General features: G+C 57.3%; 17 protein-coding genes. 14 read left to right on the forward strand and 3 right to left on the reverse strand.

The features are described from left to right. The first annotated feature begins 99 nt into the window (after positions 1–99). The 7 genes from AC2FH9_RS01925 to AC2FH9_RS01955 all read left to right on the forward strand — a co-directional run bounded on the left by AC2FH9_RS01925 (position 100) and on the right by AC2FH9_RS01955 (position 7030). Complete coding sequence (locus AC2FH9_RS01925) at positions 100–1953, forward strand: ABC-F family ATP-binding cassette domain-containing protein (RefSeq protein WP_496749069.1); 1854 nt, start codon at positions 100–102, stop codon at positions 1951–1953. Beyond that, positions 1950–2570 (forward strand): MarC family protein, encoded by a 621-nt coding sequence (locus tag AC2FH9_RS01930; protein ID WP_142634274.1) that lies wholly within the window; start codon positions 1950–1952, stop codon positions 2568–2570. The genes AC2FH9_RS01925 and AC2FH9_RS01930 overlap by 4 nt, the downstream gene beginning before the upstream one ends. A 40-nt stretch (positions 2571–2610) precedes the next feature. Beyond that, entirely contained in the window at positions 2611–3192 is a 582-nt protein-coding gene (locus AC2FH9_RS01935) for a retropepsin-like aspartic protease family protein (protein ID WP_142634277.1), read from the forward strand. Positions 3193–3240: 48 nt separating this feature from the next. Continuing rightward, positions 3241–3867 (forward strand): ImuA family protein, encoded by a 627-nt coding sequence (locus tag AC2FH9_RS01940; protein WP_496704785.1) that lies wholly within the window; start codon positions 3241–3243, stop codon positions 3865–3867. 61 nt (positions 3868–3928) lie between these two features. Continuing rightward, positions 3929–5143, forward strand: coding sequence for an MFS transporter (locus tag AC2FH9_RS01945; RefSeq protein ID WP_496749070.1), 1215 nt, complete (start codon positions 3929–3931; stop codon positions 5141–5143). Beyond that, positions 5140–5736: a YceI family protein gene (locus AC2FH9_RS01950; protein ID WP_496749071.1), complete on the forward strand. Its 597-nt coding sequence runs from the start codon at positions 5140–5142 to the stop codon at positions 5734–5736. Before AC2FH9_RS01945 ends, AC2FH9_RS01950 begins: the two co-directional genes overlap by 4 nt. Positions 5737–5806: 70 nt before the next feature. Beyond that, positions 5807–7030 (forward strand): MFS transporter, encoded by a 1224-nt coding sequence (locus AC2FH9_RS01955; RefSeq protein ID WP_496870570.1) that lies wholly within the window; start codon positions 5807–5809, stop codon positions 7028–7030. 30 nt (positions 7031–7060) lie between these two features. Here AC2FH9_RS01955 and AC2FH9_RS01960 read toward each other — a convergent pair whose 3' ends face one another. Next, positions 7061–8731 (reverse strand): flotillin family protein, encoded by a 1671-nt coding sequence (locus AC2FH9_RS01960; RefSeq protein ID WP_496870572.1) that lies wholly within the window; start codon positions 8729–8731, stop codon positions 7061–7063. 34 nt (positions 8732–8765) lie between these two features. After that, a complete protein-coding gene (locus tag AC2FH9_RS01965) occupies positions 8766–9482 on the reverse strand; it encodes an OB-fold-containig protein (protein ID WP_271946644.1) in 717 nt (238 codons plus the stop codon). A 256-nt stretch (positions 9483–9738) separates the two neighbouring features. Here AC2FH9_RS01965 and metG point away from each other — a divergent pair, with 256 nt between their 5' ends. From metG to AC2FH9_RS01980, 3 genes are all read left to right on the forward strand, one after another. Next, positions 9739–11457, forward strand: a complete 1719-nt coding sequence (gene metG / locus AC2FH9_RS01970; protein WP_496870574.1) for a methionine--tRNA ligase — start codon at positions 9739–9741, stop codon at positions 11455–11457. 288 nt (positions 11458–11745) lie between these two features. Next, on the forward strand, positions 11746–12924 hold the full coding sequence (locus AC2FH9_RS01975; protein ID WP_281972227.1) for an efflux RND transporter periplasmic adaptor subunit: 1179 nt from the start codon (positions 11746–11748) through the stop codon (positions 12922–12924). 3 nt (positions 12925–12927) lie between these two features. Next, complete coding sequence (locus tag AC2FH9_RS01980) at positions 12928–16065, forward strand: efflux RND transporter permease subunit (protein WP_496690692.1); 3138 nt, start codon at positions 12928–12930, stop codon at positions 16063–16065. 37 nt (positions 16066–16102) lie between these two features. Here the strand turns inward: AC2FH9_RS01980 and glpD are convergent, their stop codons facing one another. Then, entirely contained in the window at positions 16103–17680 is a 1578-nt protein-coding gene (gene glpD / locus AC2FH9_RS01985; RefSeq protein WP_496870576.1) for a glycerol-3-phosphate dehydrogenase, read from the reverse strand. Positions 17681–17883: 203 nt separating this feature from the next. On the opposite strand from glpD, the gene AC2FH9_RS01990 reads away from it, so the two are divergent. The 4 genes from AC2FH9_RS01990 (at position 17884) to AC2FH9_RS02005 (ending at position 19895) form a co-directional block, all read left to right on the forward strand. Further along, positions 17884–18666 carry a DeoR/GlpR family DNA-binding transcription regulator gene (locus AC2FH9_RS01990; RefSeq protein ID WP_496695160.1) on the forward strand — a complete coding sequence of 261 codons (783 nt, stop codon included), beginning with the start codon at positions 17884–17886 and terminating at the stop codon, positions 18664–18666. A 97-nt stretch (positions 18667–18763) separates the two neighbouring features. Beyond that, entirely contained in the window at positions 18764–18919 is a 156-nt protein-coding gene (locus AC2FH9_RS01995) for a DUF5993 family protein (RefSeq protein ID WP_271946630.1), read from the forward strand. Between the two features lie 9 nt (positions 18920–18928). After that, positions 18929–19498 (forward strand): disulfide bond formation protein B, encoded by a 570-nt coding sequence (locus AC2FH9_RS02000; protein ID WP_496749077.1) that lies wholly within the window; start codon positions 18929–18931, stop codon positions 19496–19498. A gap of 34 nt (positions 19499–19532) precedes the next feature. Continuing rightward, positions 19533–19895: a DUF3302 domain-containing protein gene (locus tag AC2FH9_RS02005; RefSeq protein WP_142634304.1), complete on the forward strand. Its 363-nt coding sequence runs from the start codon at positions 19533–19535 to the stop codon at positions 19893–19895. Positions 19896–19914 lie beyond the last annotated feature (19 nt).

Genomic DNA, 19914 nt, shown 5'->3' on the forward strand with positions numbered 1-19914 from the left:
CCGTGTGAAAACTTCAGGCAAATCAGCGCTAACACATCGAATGCCGGTTGAACATGCAAGCTGCTGGCGGCGGCATAACGGCTCTGCTAAGAGCAGCATATGTTACGGATTCAAGACATCACCTATGCCGTTGAAGGCCGCCCTTTGTTCGAGGGCGCAAGCGCAACCATCCCCGATGGCCACAAGGTTGGGCTAGTGGGGCGCAATGGCACCGGCAAGACCACCCTGTTTCGCTTGATCAGGGGGGAACTGGCGCTGGAATCGGGCAGTATCGCTGTCCCGAAACGGGCGCGTATTGGTGGCGTGGCGCAAGAGGTGCCCTCGTCCGATGCCTCACTGATCAATACCGTTCTGGCCGCCGATACCGAGCGCAGCGCACTGATGACTGAAGCCGATAGTGCCACGGACCCCGGACGCATCGCCGATATTCAGACCCGGCTGGCCGATATAGACGCCTGGTCGGCCGAAGCGCGCGCGGCCTCGATCCTCAAAGGGTTGGGGTTCGATGACGAGGATCAGCTGAAACCCTGTTCGGACTTTTCCGGCGGCTGGCGCATGCGCGTCGCGCTAGCAGCGGTGCTGTTCTCGCAGCCTGATCTGTTACTGCTGGACGAACCGACCAACTATCTGGATCTGGAAGGCGCGCTGTGGCTGGAAAGCTATCTGGCGAAATACCCGCACACGGTGATCATCATCAGCCATGACCGCGGCTTGCTGAACCGCGCTGTGGGGTCGATCCTGCATCTGGAAGACCGCAAGCTGACCTATTACGCGGTGCCTTACGACAAATTCGCCGAACGCCGCGCTGAACGTCTGGCACAGGCGGAATCGGAAAACACCAAGGCCAAGGCGCGCATCGCGCATCTGCAAAGCTTCGTGGATCGCTTTCGCTATAAGGCGTCCAAAGCAGTTCAGGCCCAGTCGCGCCTGAAGATGATCGAACGCATTCAGTTGGTCTCGACCCCGCAAGAGGCTGCTCTGCGCGCTTTTTCCTTCCCAGAACCCGAAGAACTGTCGCCCCCGATCATTCAGATCGAAGGCGGTGTGACGGGATACGGCGAGACCGAGGTGCTGCGCAGACTGAACCTGCGCATTGATCAGGATGACCGTATCGCGCTGCTGGGCAAGAACGGTCAGGGCAAATCGACCCTGTCCAAGCTGCTGTCTGATCGTCTGCCGTTGATGGCTGGCAAGATGAGCCGCAGCACCAAGCTGCGCATCGGCTATTTTGCACAGCATCAGGTGGATGAGCTGCATGTGGACGAGACGCCCTTGGATCATCTGCGCCGATTGCGCCCGAATGAAGCACCGGGCAAGTGGCGCTCGCGTTTGGCCGGGTTCGGATTGAATGCCGATCAGGCAGAAACCAAGGTCGGGCGGCTGTCCGGCGGTCAAAAGGCGCGCCTGTCGCTGCTGCTTGCCACCATCGACGCCCCGCATATGCTGATTCTGGACGAACCGACCAACCATCTGGACATCGAAAGCCGCGAGGCGCTGGTTGAGGCATTGACCGCCTATTCCGGGGCCGTAGTGCTGGTCAGTCATGACATGCACCTACTGTCGCTGGTGGCGGACCACCTCTGGCTGGTCTCGGACGGATCCGTCAAACAGTTTGACGGGGATCTGGAATCTTATCGGTCCCTACTGCTGGGCCGCGACAAACCTGTTAAGGAAAAGCCGCTGACGGCCAAGCCCAAACGCCCATCGCGCGAGGTGGTTCTGACCCTGCGCGCCGATCTGCGCAAATGTGAGGAACGGATCGAGAAATTGACGGATATGCACGAAAAACTCTCGGCCAAACTGGCGGACCCCAGTTTGTATGAAGACGACAAGATCAACGACCTGGCAATCTGGAACCGGAAATTTGCCGAGGTGGTCAAGGCCATGCAAAAAGCCGAGGCACTTTGGGTGGTTGCAGCAGAGCGGCTGGAACAGGCGGAGACCGCAGCATGATGGATACAGCCTTTCTCATAACCTCGTTTACAACATTGCTTGTGGTCATTGATCCGCCAGCACAAACGCCGATCTTTGTGGCCCTGACACAAGGCATGGACCGGCATGCGCGCTATACAATAGCGGTGCGCGCCTGTCTGACGGCGGCTGGGATTCTGGCCATGTTCGCCGCATTCGGCGAGGCGGTTCTGGGCTTTATTGGCATCTCGATGGAGGCGTTCCGCGTTGCGGGCGGCGTTCTGTTGTTCCTCACAGCGCTGGACATGCTGTTCGAACGGCGTACCAAGCGGCGCGAAAACAGCGCCGAAGAAGAAGAGCATCCTGATCCTTCGGTGTTTCCGCTGGGTATTCCTCTGATTGCAGGACCCGGCGCGATTGCCACAATGATCCTGCTGGCCGGGCAGCATCCGGGCATAGAGGGTCTGGCCGTGGTGATCGGCATGATGCTGATCGTAGTGGCGATGGTGTTCGTCACCTACCTGTCTTCAGGCGCGGTGGCACGAATTCTGGGCAAGACCGGGCTGAATGTGCTGACCCGCCTGTTGGGCATGCTGCTGGCGGCCTTGTCAGTTCAGTTTATCTTGGATGGGCTAAAAGCCTTTGGATTTGCGTCATAAATCCCCATATTGGATTCGAGTGACGCAGTAAGGTAGCGGTATGGACGGCGACAGCATCGCAAATCTGGCCTATCTTGGATTGCTGGGCGCAGCGGTCGTGGCCTGGTTTATCTCTCAGAACCGGCAAAGCCTGAACAAAACGTTGCAACAGGCTCTGGCCTGGGTGTTTATTTTTATCGGTATCATTGCCGCCTATGGACTGTGGGGCGATATCCGCAGCACTGTGGGCCCTGCCCCGCAGATGACCGTTACCGGCGAAAGCATTGAAGTGCCGCGCGCCTATGACGGGCATTACTATCTACCGGTTCTGGTCAACGGAGAACCCATCACCTTTTTGGTCGATACCGGCGCCAGCCAGATTGTGTTGAACGAGGCGGATGCCAGACGCATCGGTGTTGACCCCGATCAGCTGAACTATTTCGGGCGGGCCCTGACGGCCAATGGCGAGGTGCGCACCGCCCCGATACGGCTGGACAGCCTTGAACTGGGGCCCATCACGGATCGCAATGTCTCGGCCTGGGTGAATGAAGGGGCGCTAGATCAGTCCTTGCTGGGCATGGATTACCTGCACCGGTTCTCGAATATTCAATTCGCGGATGGGCGTCTGATCCTGTCGCGCTGATGCCCTCTCGATATTGAGAACATAATGAGAACATGCTAGAGTAATAGCATGTCCACACATCTTCTTGGCCGCAAGCCTGCACGACAAATGGCGGGGCTGCAGCTCCATCCGCAGATCACCCTGCAACTGGCCCGCGTGCACGAGGCCTGCGGCCCCGCCCGGCGCAGCTTTGCCATGTGGCTGGCCGGTCAGGCACAGGGGCCGGTGTTGTGGATTTCCCCCGCGTGGGAGGCAAGCCAGTTGCACCCAGGCGGGATGATGGCCTTTGCCGATCCTGCTCGGTTCCTGTTTGCCCGCCCCAACCATGCCGAGGACCTGCTGTGGTGCATGGAAGAAGCGCTGCGCAGCGGGGCAACCCCACTGGTGATCTGCGATCTGCCCGAGGCACCCGGCCTGACGCCGGTCCGACGGATGCATCTGGCCGCGGAACAAGGCGGCACGATGGGGCCAGCCCCGCTGGGCCTGTTACTGACCCCTGGCGATGGCGGCGCACAGGGGGTTGAAACCCGCTGGCACATGGCTGCGGATCATCACGCCGGGGTTCCCTGCTGGACCCTGACCCGCCGTCGCGCCCGCGCCCTGCCCCCGGTCAGCTGGCAGGCCACCCAGACCAAGACGCATGCCGGGCTGAACCTGACGCGGATCAAGGCCCAAGATGTGTATTGGGGGGAATAAGTTACGCGGCTCACGGCACTTGTGACTAGCCAAGTGCCACATCCAACCCTAGCGTTCCGGTATGAGCCATCCAATCCATGACAGCCGCTATTCTTGGCTTCGCCTTCTGATCACCCTCGCAATCGCTACGGTGGCGAATGTGGGCATGTGGGCGGTAATCGTCGTGATGCCCGCGATCGAGGCGCAATTCAGCGCCGGTCGGGCCGAAGCCTCATTTCCCTATGTCTTGTCGATGATCGGGTTTGCACTGGGGAACATGTGGCTGGGGCAACTGGTTGATCGGTTGGGCGTGACCAAGGCACTGATCGGTGCCGCCCTTCTGAGCGCGGTCAGCTATCTGTTGGCAACATGGGCGCCGAATATGCTGCTCTTGTCACTGGCCCATCTGCTGTTGGGGTTGGGCACGGCTGTTGGTTTTGGCCCTCTGATCGCGGACATCTCACACTGGTTCATGAAACGCCGCGGGATTGCGGTGGCGTTGGTTGCCAGCGGAAACTACCTGTCCGGGGCGATCTGGCCAACGCTTCTGTCAGGCATCCTTGCACGTGAAGGATGGCAGCAGGTCTATCTGACGCTGGCGGTCATAACGCTGCTCGTTGTCATCCCCCTGTCTCTGCTGCTGCGCCGGCAAGTCCCGATTGAGGCCCATCAGACCGCCGCCGCCAATGCCCAGATCAACGCGCGCAGCGTGGGAATATCGCCGCGCAGCTTGCAATACGTTCTTGGTCTGGCCGGAATCGGCTGTTGCGTGGCCATGTCGATGCCGCAGGTCCATATCGTGTCCTACTGCGTCGGGCTCGGATATGGCCCGGCGGTCGGGGCGGAGATGCTCTCGCTGATGTTGCTGGGCGGCGTGGTCAGCCGAGTGATCTCGGGGTTGGTCGCCGACAAGCTGGGCGGGTTGATGACATTGCTGGTCGGCTCTTTCCTGCAATGTATCGCCCTATTTCTGTTCCTTCCCTATGACGGGATGGCCTCACTTTACATTGTCAGCCTCATGTTCGGTCTGGCGCAGGGCGGCATTGTCCCCAGCTATGCGCTGGTCGTACGTGAATATATGCCCCCGCAAGAGGCCGGAGCACGCGTTGGCTTTGTCATGATGATGACCATCATGGGCATGGCACTGGGCGGATGGATGTCCGGCTGGATTTACGACTTAACCGGAAATTATCAACTGGCCTTTATCAATGGCATCCTCTGGAACGGGCTGAACATCGCTATCCTGCTGATGTTGCTAAGGCGATCGCGGCCCCGCAGGCAGGAGGTCATGATATGACCCAACTGACAAGGCGCGCTGTACTGTCCGGGTTGACCGCCCTTCCATTTGCGCACCCGGCTCTGGCCGGGTTGCGTCCCTATGAACTGGTCCGCAATGGCACTTCCGTAGATTTTACGTTCGAGCTGTCCGGCATCACACAGTCCGGAACCATGCCGATACAATCTGCAGATATCCGAATTGACATGACCGACCTGGCCAACAGCCGGGTGGATGTCTCGCTAAACGTCGCCAAGGCGCGCACCAACCTGCCCTTCGCCCGCAAACCGATGCTCAGCGCTGGGGTTCTGGACGCCACAGGATTTCCCACAATTAATTTCACCTCGACCGATATTCAGCTTGGCAACGGTGGGCGTATCTCGAACGGGGCCGAGATCACAGGAGATCTGACCTTGCGTGGCGTAACGCGACCAATCACATTGCGCGCCAATATATTTCGCCCGCCCGGCAGCGCCCGAGACAACTTGAATAACCTCTCCATCCAACTCAGCGGTTCACTGAACCGTCACGAATTTGGCGCCTCGGGTTATTCCGACCTCGTAAAGGAAACTGTTGGCCTTGATATCCGGGCCAAGATCAAAAAGACTGGATAGATCAAAAACGACGCCACAAAGTCGATAAGCCGCGCGCACCGCGCTGGAAATATCGCAATCTGAGCCCATCATGCGCACGATCATTTCCTTTGCCGCCCTATTTCTTTCCGTCATTCTGCTTCAACTGTCCACCGGTGGCGTTGGCCCGCTGGATGCGATTTCCGGCCTGACCCTGAATTTCACCACCGGGCAGATTGGCCTGTTGGGCTCGGCCCATTTCATTGGCTTCTTTGTCGGATGCTGGTGGGCCCCGCGCCTGATGGGAAGCGTCGGCCATTCGCGGGCATTTGCCGTTTGCACAGCTTTGGGCGCAATGGGGTTGCTGGGGCACACACTGACCGACGACCCCTATATCTGGGCGATGCTTCGGATCGCGTCAGGCGCCTGTGTCGCCGGGTGCTACACAGTGATCGAGGCCTGGCTGAACGCAAAGGTCACGAATGAGACGCGCGGGCGCGCCATGGGCACCTATCGCATCGTCGATATGGGCGCGTCCCTCTGCGCCCAGCTGATCATCGCAGTTCTGCCGCCAGCATCATATGTCTCGTATAATTTGCTGGCGATCCTGTGCTGCGCTGCCCTTTTACCACTGACACTGACACGCGCTAGCCAACCAGAAACACCAGACGCCCCGCGCCTGCGCCCCCAACTGGCATGGAATAGCTCTCCGCTGGCGGTGGCCGGCGTGATTGTTGCCGCGTTGAGTTCCGCGTCCTTTCGGATGGTTGGTCCTGTTTACGGGCAAGAAGTGGGGCTTGGCGTCGATCAGATCGCGTTCTTCCTGGCTTCCTTTGTCCTGGGCGGCGCGCTGGCTCAATATCCTATGGGATGGCTAGCAGACAAATATGACAGGCGCTGGGTTTTGATCTGGCTTTCTGTTGCCGCAGTCCTAAGCTGTGGCGTAACCATGGCCGCCAGTAACACCGGTACCGTTGGTGTTATGTTGTCTGCAAGTTTGTTCGGCTTTACGACCTTCCCAATATTCTCGGTCTCGTCCGCGCATGCCAACGACTTTGCGACAACCGAACAAAGGGTCGAGCTGTCGGCCGCCCTGATGTTCTGGTATGCGCTCGGAGCGATTGCGTCTCCCTATCTGTCATCCACACTTATTCAGTCCTTCGGACCCGGCGCGCTTTTCGCATTTGTGGCACTTGGCCACGTCTTCCTGATCATCTTTGGACTGGCGCGGATGCGCTCACGTCCGACCCCCGAAGAGCGCACCAACTATGTCTATTCGCCACGAACTTCTTTTACTATCGGGCGCCTGTTGAAACGTTCGCGCGAGAAGCAGTAAAAAGGGCCGGGAAATTCCCGGCCCATTCTTTTAGTGTTCGGTTCGAGGTTTCTGATCAACCACTTCGGCCTCATCTGCTGGTTTAACAGTGGGCTCTAGCGCGCCGTTGACGATGCCCCCGACCCCGTTTTCCATCGACAGGCCCAGCTCTTCGCCCAGCTTTTTCAACGCGGGCATCTGAACGGCCATGCCCATGATCGAATCCAGCGCCTGATTCACAACAGGCTTGTCACCACTCGCGGCTCCACCACCACCGGTTGCTCCAATCCCGCCGACCTGATGGATCTTGATCGAGTCGATCTTTTCGGCGGGCTTGACCATTTCCGCAATGATCGTCGGCATCGCCTCAATCCGGGCCAGATCAACCTTCAGACGGATTTGATCGACGGACAGGGCATTGTCAGCCTCGACAATCGCGCGCTTACCTTCCGCTTCGGCCAGCATGTCGTTCTTCTTGGCCTCGGCCCGAATGTTCAGCGCATCCGCTTCGGCTTGCGCCTCTTCGCGGCGCGCCTCAGCACGGTCAGCGGCGGCCTCTTTCTCGGCCTGGGCGGCCAGACGGATGGCTGTGGCCTGACGTTCCGCCTCACGCGTCGCTTCGATCAGAACGATCTGCTTCTGTCGCTCGGCCTCGGCCACCTGACGGGCGGTAACCACCGCTTCGGTCGCTTTGGTCGCCTCAGCGCGGGCCAGATCGGCAGAGGCACGGGCGCGGCTTTCCTCTTCGGATTTCTGCGCGATGATGATCTGACGCTCTTGCTCGGCAACCTCCAACTCACGCTCTTTCGAGATCTCGGCCTCACGGATTTTACGCTCGCGTTCAATGTCAGCCGCTCGAATTGCTTCCTCGCGCGCAATCCGGGCACGCTCGGTTTCACGTACAGAATCCTCGGTCCGCGCGGCGATCTCGGCCTCTTGCGCCACGCGCAGGGTTTCGATCTGTTGCGTCTGTTCGATGCGGGCCTGCTCTTCGTCCTTGTCGATCAACAGCTTCTGACGCTGAGCTTCCATCGCTGCACGGCGCACTTCCACCTCGGCATCCGCATCAATCTGCGCGCGCTCTTTTTTCGAGGTCGCAATCACCTCGGCCAGCTTGCGCATACCCACGGCGTTAAAGGCGTTGTTTTCATCCAGCGCTTCGAACGGTGTCTGATCCAGCGCGGTCAGCGAGACCGATTCCAGCGACAGGCCGTTTTTCAGAAGGTCTTCGGACACCGCATTCTGCACCTCTTGCACAAAGTCAGCGCGGTTTTCATGCAGACCGTCCATGGTCATCTGCGCAGCCACGGCACGCAGACCGTCGATCAGCTTGCCTTCGATCATCTCACGCAGCTGTTCGACATCGAATGTACGGGCGCCCAGGGTTTGGGCCGCGCGTGCGATGCCCTCTTCCGTGGCCATGACCGAGACATAGAACTCGACCCCCACGTCAACACGCATCCGGTCTTTGGTGATCAAAGCGGCCTCGGCGCTGCGCTGCACCTCAAGACGCAGGGTCTTCATGTTGACGGGGCTGACCTCGTGCAAAAGCGGCACGACGATGACGCCACCATCCATGATGACTTTCTTACCACCAGCACCGGTTTTCACCAGGCTCACCTCGCGGGTTGCGCGGCGGTAGAGTCGGGCCAGTACAAGGCCGATGAACATAACGACCGCTAAAATGGTCACAACTGTGACGGCTAGGAATGTAAGTTCCATGCAAATTCCTCCGAGATTGGGGTTTGATATTTAGTTAGTTTGACAAGCCGACCAGAACGAACCGGTCTTGCCGTCGGTCGCGCAGGACAAGCACTTCAGTGCCTTGTTCCAGCGTATCCTTGTCCTGCAGGGGCTCAGCGCGCAGGTAATGCGCATTGCCAAAGCGATCCATGACCCGCACTTCGGCCGGGCGGCCACGCGATGCTGTCCCTTGCGAGATGAAACCGCGACGGCGGGCCAGCATCCGTTCGGACATAGCCTCGGTCTCGGTTTTCGGCAGCAGGCGGGCAAAGACCGCGCTAAAGCCACGCGCAAACCAGATGCCTAAGGCCCCAGCCGGGATCGCAGCCATCCATGAGGGCAGATCAAAGCCCATCACATCACGCAGGCCCAGCTGCAAGCCGATGCCAGACAGGCCGAAACCAGCCAGCAGAACCACCAGCCAGATCATGAACGGCACTTTGCCAAAGCCCAGCCAGCTTGCAGGACCGTCCGAGGTCACAACCGGCGTTTCCGCCGCAACCTCGGCCAGCTCGAACTCACCCAGATCGACATCCGCGTCCAGATCAAGCTCGAAATCACCGATATCCAATTCCGGAGCGTCAACCAGATCAAGGTCAACGTCGCCCTCACCCGCCATCAGGCTTCCACCCAGCATCAGCGCCACCAGTTCCAGCCCCAAAAGGCCAAACAACAGAGCAATCGCGATGGTAAAGGGCACAAATGCACCCTCGAGTAGAAAACTGAACATCAGTGGGCCGTCTCCGTTATTGTATACGATGGTATGCAGTAAATATGGGGAGTCATGACAAAGTTTCAAGAGGTTGTGATTCTATATTTCAACCTATGGGTAATTGACACGGTGACACAGCGGCAGTCGGGAAACCCGTTCTTTGGGGATTTTTCCGTGCATGGGGCCGGAAAGTTGCATCCGTGCAAAAGCCGGGCTTTTGCTGGGCTGTGACATAAGATAGACGGGCCTGCAGTTACATACGCGGAAACGGAACATGGCTCGGATTCTCATCACCTCGGCGATCCCCTACATCAACGGGATCAAGCACCTCGGCAATCTGATCGGCTCGCAACTGCCCGCCGACCTGTATGCGCGGTATCAGCGCGGCCGGGGGAATGAGGTCATGTTTCTCTGCGCCACCGACGAACACGGCACCCCCGCCGAGCTGGCCGCCGCCAAGGCAGGCAAGCCGGTCGCCGAATACTGTGCCGAGATGCATGGCGTGCAGGCCGATATCGCACAGCGCTTTGGCCTGAGCTTTGATCACTTTGGCCGCTCATCCAGCCCCCAGAACAAGGCGCTGACCCAGCATTTCGCAGGCAAATTGGATGACGCCGGGTTGATCCGCGAAGTGAGCGAGAAACAAGTCTATTCCCACGCCGATGGGCGCTTTCTTCCTGACCGCTATATTGAAGGCACCTGCCCCAACTGCGGGTACGACCGTGCACGTGGCGACCAGTGCGAAAACTGCACCAAGCAACTGGATCCGACCGACCTGATCGAGCCGCGCTCGGCCATTTCCGGTTCGACCGACCTTGAGGTGCGCGAAACCAAGCACCTGTATTTGCGCCAGTCATCAATGAAGGATCAACTAAACGCCTGGATCGACTCCAAGACCGATTGGCCGATCCTGACCACCTCGATCGCCAAGAAATGGTTACATGACGGCGACGGCCTGCAAGACCGTGGCATTACCCGCGATCTGGACTGGGGCGTGCCGGTCAAGAAGGGCGATCAGGACTGGCCCGGCATGGAGGGCAAGGTCTTTTACGTCTGGTTCGACGCGCCGATCGAATACATCGCCTGCGCCAAGGAGTGGGCTGATGCGACCGGCAAGCCGGATGCCGAGTGGGAGCGCTGGTGGCGCACTGACAAAGGTGCCGATGACGTGCGCTATGTTCAATTCATGGGTAAGGACAACGTGCCTTTCCATACCCTGTCCTTCCCGGCGACCATTCTAGGTTCGGGAGAGCCGTGGAAGATGGTCGACCATCTGAAATCCTTCAACTACCTGAACTATGACGGCGGCCAGTTCTCGACCAGCCAAGGTCGCGGCGTATTCATGGATCAGGCACTGGACATCTTGCCCGCCGATTACTGGCGCTGGTGGCTGCTGAGCCATGCGCCTGAAAGCAGCGATAGCGAATTCACCTGGGAGAACTTCCAGCAATCGGTGAACAAGGACTTGGCCGATGTGTTGGGCAACTTCGTCAGCCGGATCACCAAGTTCTGCCGCTCAAAATTCGGCGAGGCGGTGCCCCAAGGCGGCACCTATGGCGACCGCGAGCAGGCCCTGATCGAGGAGCTGACCCGCCGCGTCCGCGCCTATGAAGGGTTCATGGAGGCGATGGAAGTTCGCAAATCCGCCCAGGAATTGCGCGCCATCTGGGTTGCCGGGAACGAGTATCTTCAATCCGCGGCACCCTGGTCGACCTTCAAGGAAGATCCCGAACAGGCCGCGGTACAGGTGCGTCTGGGTCTGAACTTGATCCGGCTCTATGCCGTGCTCAGTGCGCCGTTCATTCCCGAAACCAGCGCCCGTATGCTGAGCGCGATGAACACGCTGGATACCGCCTGGCCTGACGATGTTGCGGCGGCCCTGTCCGCCCTGCCCGCAGGCCACGACTTTGCCGTTCCCGATGTTCTGTTCGCCAAGATCACCGACGAACAGCGCGAAGACTGGCAGGACCGTTTTGCAGGTGTCCGCACCTAAGACACCCGACCGGGAAAAAAATACAGGGGGCTTAACGGCCCCCTTTTTCATTTTGCATTTGATCCAGATTGCCGGAAACGCCCTTGCCAGATCAGGAAACTAGCCCTGGCCGATTTACGTAAACCTGCCACCCTACAGAAAAATATCCTTGGGTAAGCGATTGCCTTACGGGCTAACACGCTTGAGAAACCTACCAAAACCAGCCATCCTCACAAAGAGTTTAGGCGACTCGGACCGCTGGCGGCGACCCGAGTTGTGTCCAGTTTTTGTTTCAATGGGGCTTCTGCCATGATCCTTGCATCAACACTTTTCAGCTTTCGACCGAATGACCCCATAGCCAAATCCGTTTGGTATGCCGCAGCTTTGGCCCTATGTGGGTTGGTGGTGCCAGCTGCCGCGCAGGATAAAAGTGACGCCCCACCGCCCAAAGTGTCCATCGCAGCGGCCTACACACAAGAAATCACGGACGAGGCGACTTTCATCGGTCGAGCTGAGGCGCTGAACAAGGCCGATATCGTCGCCCGGGTCAGCGGTTTTCTGGACAGTCAGAATGTTGAAGACGGCGCGATGGTGAATGAAGGCGACCTTATGTTCACGATCGAGCCGGACCTGTATCAGGCGACACTAGATGCACGGAATGCCGATCTGGACCGTGCCGAAGCAAATCTTGAGCTCGCCAAAGTTGACCTGGCCCGTAAAGAAGAACTTTACAAACGCGATGCCACTCCGGAAAGCGAACGGGATATCGCCCGTGCCAACGAACTTGTGGCCATTGCCGAAGTCAAAGCCGCGAAAGCCGCGATCCAACAGGCCGAACTTGATCTGAGCTATACTAAGGTCCACGCACCGTTCACCGGCCGTATCGGGCGGGTCGCTATCAGCGTCGGGGACGTTGTCGGCCCGAACAACCCACCATTGGTGAATATCGTCAGCGAGGCACCAGTGTATGTGAATTTCTCGTTGAACGAGAAACAGTTTACCTCGGTTCTTGAACAATATGGCGAGAATGCATCGTCGCTGGCCGAAAGCCCCAAAAGCCCGAATGTGCATGTAACACTGCCCAATGGATCGGACTTGGGCGAAACAGGTTCGATTGTTTTCGTTGACAACCGTATCGACCCGCTAACTGGAACGATTGCAATGCGGGCCGAATTCACAAATGCCGACCGGCTGATCCTCGATGGTCAGTTTCTGAGCGTTCATATCGAAGCGCTGGAGCCGACCTTGCAGGTTCTGATCCCGCAGGCGGCCTTGTCACGTGATCAGCGCGGTGATTTCGTTCTGGTCGTTAACGATAAGCAAATGGTCGAACAGCGCTATATCACCACCGGCGACAATGTCGGAACTGCTGTGATTGTTCTGGACGGCCTGCGCGAAGGAGAAAGCGTGATCGTCGAGGGCCTTCAGCGCGTGCGCCCGGGTGTGGCAGTGGATGCTGTCACCGCATCCGAGCAGCCGGGAGAGTAACAGATGTTCTCATCCCTGTTCATCAGCCGGCCCAAGCTGGCCCTAGTTATTTCGCTTGTCCTGACGATCATGGGCGGGATCGGCTATATGGTTCTGCCGGTCGCCCAGTTTCCTGATATTACGCCACCGGTCGTCAGCGTTTCCGCCACCTATACCGGTGCCAATGCCGAAACGGTCGAGAACACCGTCGCCGCGCCGATCGAGGCGCAGGTCAACGGCGTGGATGACATGATCTACATGACGTCCACCTCTTCGGATAACGGCTCGTATTCGTTGAATATTACCTTCGAAGTCGGCACCGATCCCGACATTGCATCCGTCAACGTGCAGAACCGCGTTGCGCAGGCCATGTCTTCGCTTCCGTCAGAGGTGACTTCGTCGGGTGTCGTTACGCAGAAGGCATCGACCAATATGCTGATGCTGGTCACGCTGACCTCACCCAAAAGCACCTATGACAGTGTATTCTTGTCGAACTACGCTTCGATCAACCTGAAAGATGCGTTGGCGCGGGTACAGGGTGTTGGTAAAGCCGATGTTCTGACCAACCTTGAATATGCAATGCGGATCTGGATGGATCCCGACAAGATGACCGCCCTGTCGATTTCACCGGGTGATGTCATAGACGCTATCCGAGAACAGAATATCGAAGTGTCTGCCGGTTCGATAGGCTCGCCGCCTGTCCCTGAGGGACAGACATTTCAATATACGATCAAGACCAAGGGCCGGCTGACCTCGGCCGCTGAATTCGGCAATATTGTCATCCGTACTGGTGATGCAGGGGCAATCGTACGCATAAGGGACATTGCCAGAACCGAACTTGGAGCGCAGTTCTATTCGGCTTCGGGTTATTTCCAGGCAGAACCCGCAACGGTTATCGGTATCTATCAAGCCCCCGGTGCCAATGCGTTGGCTGTTTCAGATCGTGTTCAGGCCGAATTGGACCGGCTGTCGCGTTCGTTCCCAACAGATGTTGAATATCAGGTACCCTTCAACACGACAGACTTCGTGGAACAATCTCTGAACGACGTGGTTTCCACCCTGATGCTGACGTTCGTTTTGGTGATTTCGGTCGTATTTGTCTTTTTGGGCAGTTGGCGTGCCACGATCATTCCGGCGGTTGCTATTCCTGTTTCGCTGATTGGCACGTTCGCGTTCCTGCTGGCGTTTGGGATGTCCCTGAACACAATTTCTTTGTTCGCGCTTGTACTGGCCATCGGGATCGTGGTCGATGATGCCATCGTGGTGGTTGAAAACGTTGAACGCATTATCGCCGACGAAGGGTTGTCCCCGCCTGAGGCGACACGGAAAGCAATGGGCCAAATCACCGGACCCGTCATCGCAACCACACTGGTTCTGCTGGCCGTTTTTGTGCCCGTAACCTTTATGCCTGGCATCTCGGGGCGACTGTATTCTCAGTTTGCAGTCACCATCTCGACTGCGGTCGTGATTTCGTCAATCAACGCTTTGACCTTGTCTCCGGCGCTTTGCGGATTGGTTCTGCGCGCACGCTCGGGTCCGCCCAAAGGTATTCTGGCCCTGTTTGAGCGTTTCATCGGAACGCTGCGTGACGGTTATGTTGTCATTGTGCGCAAACTGTTAATTCTGCCAGTCGCCGGACTGGGCGTCATCGTTGTTCTGGCAATGGGTACAGGGACGATCATGTCGAACACATCAAGCGGTTTTATTCCGCTTGAAGACAACGGCTATCTCTTTGTGGACATCCAGTTGCCAGATGCGGCAACGCTGGAACGCACCGAGACTATCGCAGGTCGGGTCGACGACCAGATCCGCGATATCTCGGGGGTCGCCAGTACGGTTCTGATCAACGGGTTTTCGCTGCTGAACGGCACAACCACAAATGGAGCGACCGTTTTTGTGAACCTCGACAACTGGGACGAACGGCAAGATCCCGACCTGTCTGCCGATGCCATTCTGGGCAAGGTTCTGGCGATTGCAAATGGCGAATCCGCAGCTTCGATCGTGGCCTTCAACCCGCCACCGATTCAGGGCCTCGGCATGTCAGCCGGTGTGGAAATGGAGGTTCAGCAAGTCGGGGGCGGTACGCCTCAGGATCTGGCCTCGGCCGTTGGGTCCTTCGTCTATGCTGCAAACCAGCGACCCGAGATTGGTCAGGCCTATACAACATTCCGGGCCAATGTTCCTCAGCTATTTGTCGATCTGGACCGTGAGAAAGCGAAAACCCTGGAAGTGTCTGTTGCTGAGATTTTCCAGACGATGCAAGCCCAACTAGGCTCGTACTATGTGAACGATTTCAACCTGTTTGGCCGCGTCTACCGCGTGATGATTCAGGCCGAGGGGAGCTATCGGAACAAGGTCGAAGATATTTCGAACCTGTATGTGCGCTCGACCAAGGGCGATATGGTTCCATTGGGTACGTTGATCGACGTGGAAAACGTGTTGGGGCCAGTCCTGTTAAAACGGCATAACCTGTTCCGTTCGGCAACAGTTACAGCTGTACCTGCGCCAGGGCTGTCCAGTGGCGATGCTATCACTGTGATGACAGAAGAATCCGCCAACGCCCTACCCTCGGGATACGCGTTTGAATGGACAGGCACCGCACAACAGCAGCTTGCATCCGGCAGCCTTGTGATCATTATCCTCGGGCTTGCTGTCCTGTTCGCTTATTTGTTCCTGGTGGGGCAATACGAAAGCTGGTCGATGCCGGTGTCCATTCTTCTATCGGTTATTGTTGCCCTGTTCGGGGCGGTTGCGGCGGTGGCCATCGTGGGCAGCGACATAAACCTGTACACGCAGATCGGGATGATCATGCTGGTGGGGCTTGCGTCGAAGAACGGTATCCTCATCGTTGAATTCGCAATGGAACAGCGTGCCAATGGCCTTTCGATCAAAGATGCTGCAGCCGAAGCCGCCCATCAACGTTTCCGCGCGGTGATGATGACTGCCCTCTCCTTCCTGTTGGGTGTTGTACCGTTGCTTGCCGCGAATGGCGCGGGTGCGGCTAGCCAGAAGGCCATCGGTGTCGCCGTCTTTGGCGGAATGCTGGCGGCAACTCTGGTTGGCGTTATCCTTGTGCCGGTACTTTACGCCCTGATGCAGGGGCTGAGGGAATGGCTCAAAGGGACAAAGAACGACCCCGACCCTTCGGAAGAAGCCGCATAAATCAAAAAAAGCCCCGCCAAAAACGCGGGGCTTTTCTTTAATGGGCCAGGCGCTTTTCGATCCAGCGCTGGATGGCAGCGATCTGATCGGCATCAAGTCTTAGGCCCAGCTTGTTTCTGCGCCAGATGGCATCTTCAGCGCAGCGCACATATTCCTTGGTGACCAGCCATTCCATTTCGCGTTCGGTCAGAGTCGCCCCGAACTCTTCCCCCAGATCCTCAGCGGTCTTTGCATCGGCCAGAATAGCGCGCGCCTCGGTTCCATAGGCGCGCACCAGCCGTTCCGCCCATGTGCGATTCAAAAAGGCATAGTCGAATTCCAGACCGGCAATAAGGTCTTGCACTGCGCTAACGGGGAAATCGCCACCCGGCAAAGAAACACCAGCGGTCCATGGACCGGGCAAATCCGGGAAGTACTCAGCGATTTTCTCAAGCGCACTTTCGGCCAATCTGCGATAGGTCGTAATCTTGCCGCCGAAAACATTCAAAACCGGAGCGCCGCCAAGCCCATTGACCTTGAGAGTATAGTCTCTGGTCGCGGCCGTTGCGCTGCTGGCCCCATCGTCATACAGAGGGCGCACACCGGAATAGGTCCAAACGATGTCTTCGCGGGTCACAGGCTGCTCAAAATATTTTGACGCAAATGCACACAGATATTCCTGTTCAGACTCGGTACAGACTGGAGGAACCGATGGGTCTGGGTGATCCTGATCAGTTGTTCCAATAAGGGTGAAATCTCTCTCATAGGGAATGGCAAAGATGATGCGTCCGTCTTCACCTTGGAAGAAATAGCATTTGTCATGGTTGAATAACCTGTGGGTTACGATATGGCTGCCGCGGACCAACCGAACCCCCTCGCGCGAGTTCACGTGGATTTTTTCCTGGATGATATCGCCAACCCAGGGCCCACCGGCATTGATCAACATCTTTGCCAAGACGATACGGGTTTCGTCATTTTGGTTATCGCGGATCGTCACATGCCAAACATCATCCACCCGCTCGGCTGAAAGAACTTCGGTCCGAACCAGAATATCGGCGCCACGGGCCTCGGCATCACGGGCATTCAGAACAACCAGACGGGAATCTTCGATCCAGCAGTCGGAATACTCATAGGCGGTTTCGAACCTGTTTTGCAGCGGGACACCTTCAGGTGCGGAACGCAAATTCAGCGCAGAGGTCCCGGGTAGAATTTTCCGCCCTCCAAGGTGATCGTACATGAACAGGCCCAGACGGATCAGCCAGGCCGGGCGACGACCGCGCATCCAGGGCATCACCATGCTCAGCAGGCGCGAGGTCGGCGTGTCCGAGTCAAAGCGCATCCCATCGTGGTACGGAAGCACAAAGCGCATCGGCCAACTGATATGCGGCATTGCCCGCAGCAAGGTCTCACGCTCGATCAGCGCCTCGCGGACCAGTCGGAATTCAAAGTACTCAAGATACCGTAGGCCGCCGTGGAACAGTTTGGTCGAGGCCGAGGACGTGGCCGATGCCAAGTCGTTCATCTCGGCCAATGTCACCGACAATCCCCGCCCGGCCGCATCACGCGCGATCCCGCAACCGTTAATACCGCCACCGATGATGAATAGGTCAGTAACCTGGCCAGTCTGCTGTGCCATTTGCAGGTCAGTCCTTTTGCTGAAAACGTGCGGCAATTAACCCGTTCGATACTCGGTTCGTCAATGTGGATTTTCGTTTTTTTTCGCGTAACGAACAAGACTAGCGATTTTTTGTTGTTGTCCAAACGATGTTTGATTTCTGCCGGTTGCAATATTGCGAAAAAAGGAACAAAAACGAAAGAACCCAATAACCGGAGCTTCCCTTGTCTCTTTCGTTCCGCCAGTCAGACATCATAGAAATCGCCAAGCAGAATGGTCGCGTCATGGTCGAGGATCTGGCGTTGCAGTTTGGTGTCACGGTCCAAACGATCCGGCGCGATCTTTCCGAGCTTGCGGAATTGGGCAAGCTGGACCGGGTTCATGGCGGCGCGGTCCTGCGATCCGGCGTTTCGAATATCGGTTACGAGGACCGGCGCGCCCTGAATGCTGAAATCAAGACCCGTATCGCACAGGTTTGCGCTGCCAACATACCGGATGGTGCATCGCTTTTTTTGAACATCGGTACATCGACCGAGGCTGTAGCGCATCAGTTGCTAAACCACAAAGATCTTATGGTGGTAACAAATAACATGAATGTCGCGCGTATCCTGGTGGAAAACACGAACTGCCAGATCGTCGTCGCCGGTGGTGTTCTGCGCCGGTCGGACGGTGGTCTGATCGGCAACCTGACCAATTCAACGATTGAACAATTCAAGTTCGATTATGCGGTAATCGGGTGTTCCGCACTGGACGCCGATGGTGATCTTCTGGATTTCGATTTCCAAGAAGTCCGTGTCAGCCAGACTATCATTGCACAGGCCAGACACAGCTTTCTGGTTGCCGATCATTCGAAATTTCAGCGCTCGGCCCCTGCCCGTATTGCCTCGATGTCCGAAGTTGACGTTTTCTTTACAGATCAACCTCTTCCAAGTGGGCTTGCACGTAAATGCAAGGAATGGGGAACGCGGGTCGTATACAGCTGCCGAACCACCGGAGATTCGCATTAAACGCGTAATTCCAAACGTGGTTCTTGTCATAGGCGACCGGCCCTGACAGTATCGCAACATATTGCAATCAGTGCACGGCAAGGGGGAGATCCGGGCCATGATCGCGCTTTTATTTGCGTTACTCACAGCCACTATGGGGCTGAATTATTATAGAAAAACCAAAGCGGCCAATGTTGTGTTCTTCATCACCATGGCCCTAAGTGTTTATTGGCTGAAGTTTCATGCCACCAGCCAACTGACCATTCAGCTGTAGGAGGCCACAATGACACCCGAGCTTTCCCGCACCCTGAACGCGTTGGGAACCCTGGCGGTCAGCCTCGTTCTTGTGCTGGCCTTCGGATACCAGCTGGCGCTGAACGAACTGCCCTGCCCGCTTTGCTTATTGCAACGGGTCGGGTTCGTAGCGGTGGGCGTTGGTTTGGGCCTGAACCTGCTATACGGAGCCCGGCCCCAGCATTATGCGTTGATGTTGCTTGCGGCACTGTTTGGGATCAGCGTTTCCGTTCGCCAGATCTTGCTGCATATCGTACCGGGTACCGGCCACTATGGTTCGCCTGTTTTTGGGTATCACTACTACACATGGGCCGCGATCTGCTTTTTTCTGATCCTGCTGGGCACGGCAATCATGCTGCTTTTCGACCGTCAATATCAGGACACAACCGTCGATCAACCACGGTTCGGGGGCAGTACGCTGGCCAAAACCGCGTTCTTTGTGATGCTAGGGCTGGCCGCGCTGAATGCGGGGTCGACCTTGTTGGAATGTGGCCCAGGTATCTGCGCTGACCCGCCGACAAGCTACAAATTGATTGACGAACTGGACACCAACAACTGAGGATGGATAAACCTTCCCTCATGGAGGCATCGGAATGGGACTACTGGGGCAGCCGCTAGGCTATTATGACTATCTTACATTTATAGCACTTATACTGCTGCTGGCCGCTGTAATGGCGCTGTTTCTGTTCATAATGGGACTGCCCGGCCGCATCGCAATCAAACGCAACCATCCCCATGCCGAGGCAGTCAAGATCATGGGCTGGATGGGGTTTCTGGCCGTCGTTCCCTGGATTCACGCCTTTATGTGGGCTTTCCACGATGCAGCCACTGTCGATATCCGCCGTATGCCTGATGATGAACGCGATGCGATACGGAAGGACATCAAACGGTTAGGCGGTGATCTGACCGAAGAATATCGCGATCCACTGGACCCGGACGAAACACAAAAAAGCTAAGGCTAAAGGAAGTCCCACA

The sequence above is a fragment of the Ruegeria sp. CDSC081 genome, from assembly GCF_059610485.1.

Coding starts and splice junctions, on each gene's coding strand:
- AC2FH9_RS01925 (WP_496749069.1), top strand. CDS start 100: ATGTTACGGATTCAAGACATCACCTATGCCGTTGAAGGCCGCCCTTTG.
- metG (WP_496870574.1), top strand. CDS start 9,739: ATGGCTCGGATTCTCATCACCTCGGCGATCCCCTACATCAACGGGATC.
- AC2FH9_RS02005 (WP_142634304.1), top strand. CDS start 19,533: ATGGGACTACTGGGGCAGCCGCTAGGCTATTATGACTATCTTACATTT.
- glpD (WP_496870576.1), bottom strand. CDS start 17,680: ATGGCACAGCAGACTGGCCAGGTTACTGACCTATTCATCATCGGTGGC.
- AC2FH9_RS01930 (WP_142634274.1), top strand. CDS start 1,950: ATGATGGATACAGCCTTTCTCATAACCTCGTTTACAACATTGCTTGTG.
- AC2FH9_RS01975 (WP_281972227.1), top strand. CDS start 11,746: ATGATCCTTGCATCAACACTTTTCAGCTTTCGACCGAATGACCCCATA.
- AC2FH9_RS01940 (WP_496704785.1), top strand. CDS start 3,241: ATGTCCACACATCTTCTTGGCCGCAAGCCTGCACGACAAATGGCGGGG.
- AC2FH9_RS01950 (WP_496749071.1), top strand. CDS start 5,140: ATGACCCAACTGACAAGGCGCGCTGTACTGTCCGGGTTGACCGCCCTT.
- AC2FH9_RS01945 (WP_496749070.1), top strand. CDS start 3,929: ATGAGCCATCCAATCCATGACAGCCGCTATTCTTGGCTTCGCCTTCTG.
- AC2FH9_RS01955 (WP_496870570.1), top strand. CDS start 5,807: ATGCGCACGATCATTTCCTTTGCCGCCCTATTTCTTTCCGTCATTCTG.
- AC2FH9_RS01935 (WP_142634277.1), top strand. CDS start 2,611: ATGGACGGCGACAGCATCGCAAATCTGGCCTATCTTGGATTGCTGGGC.
- AC2FH9_RS01980 (WP_496690692.1), top strand. CDS start 12,928: ATGTTCTCATCCCTGTTCATCAGCCGGCCCAAGCTGGCCCTAGTTATT.
- AC2FH9_RS01995 (WP_271946630.1), top strand. CDS start 18,764: ATGATCGCGCTTTTATTTGCGTTACTCACAGCCACTATGGGGCTGAAT.
- AC2FH9_RS02000 (WP_496749077.1), top strand. CDS start 18,929: ATGACACCCGAGCTTTCCCGCACCCTGAACGCGTTGGGAACCCTGGCG.
- AC2FH9_RS01965 (WP_271946644.1), bottom strand. CDS start 9,482: ATGTTCAGTTTTCTACTCGAGGGTGCATTTGTGCCCTTTACCATCGCG.
- AC2FH9_RS01960 (WP_496870572.1), bottom strand. CDS start 8,731: ATGGAACTTACATTCCTAGCCGTCACAGTTGTGACCATTTTAGCGGTC.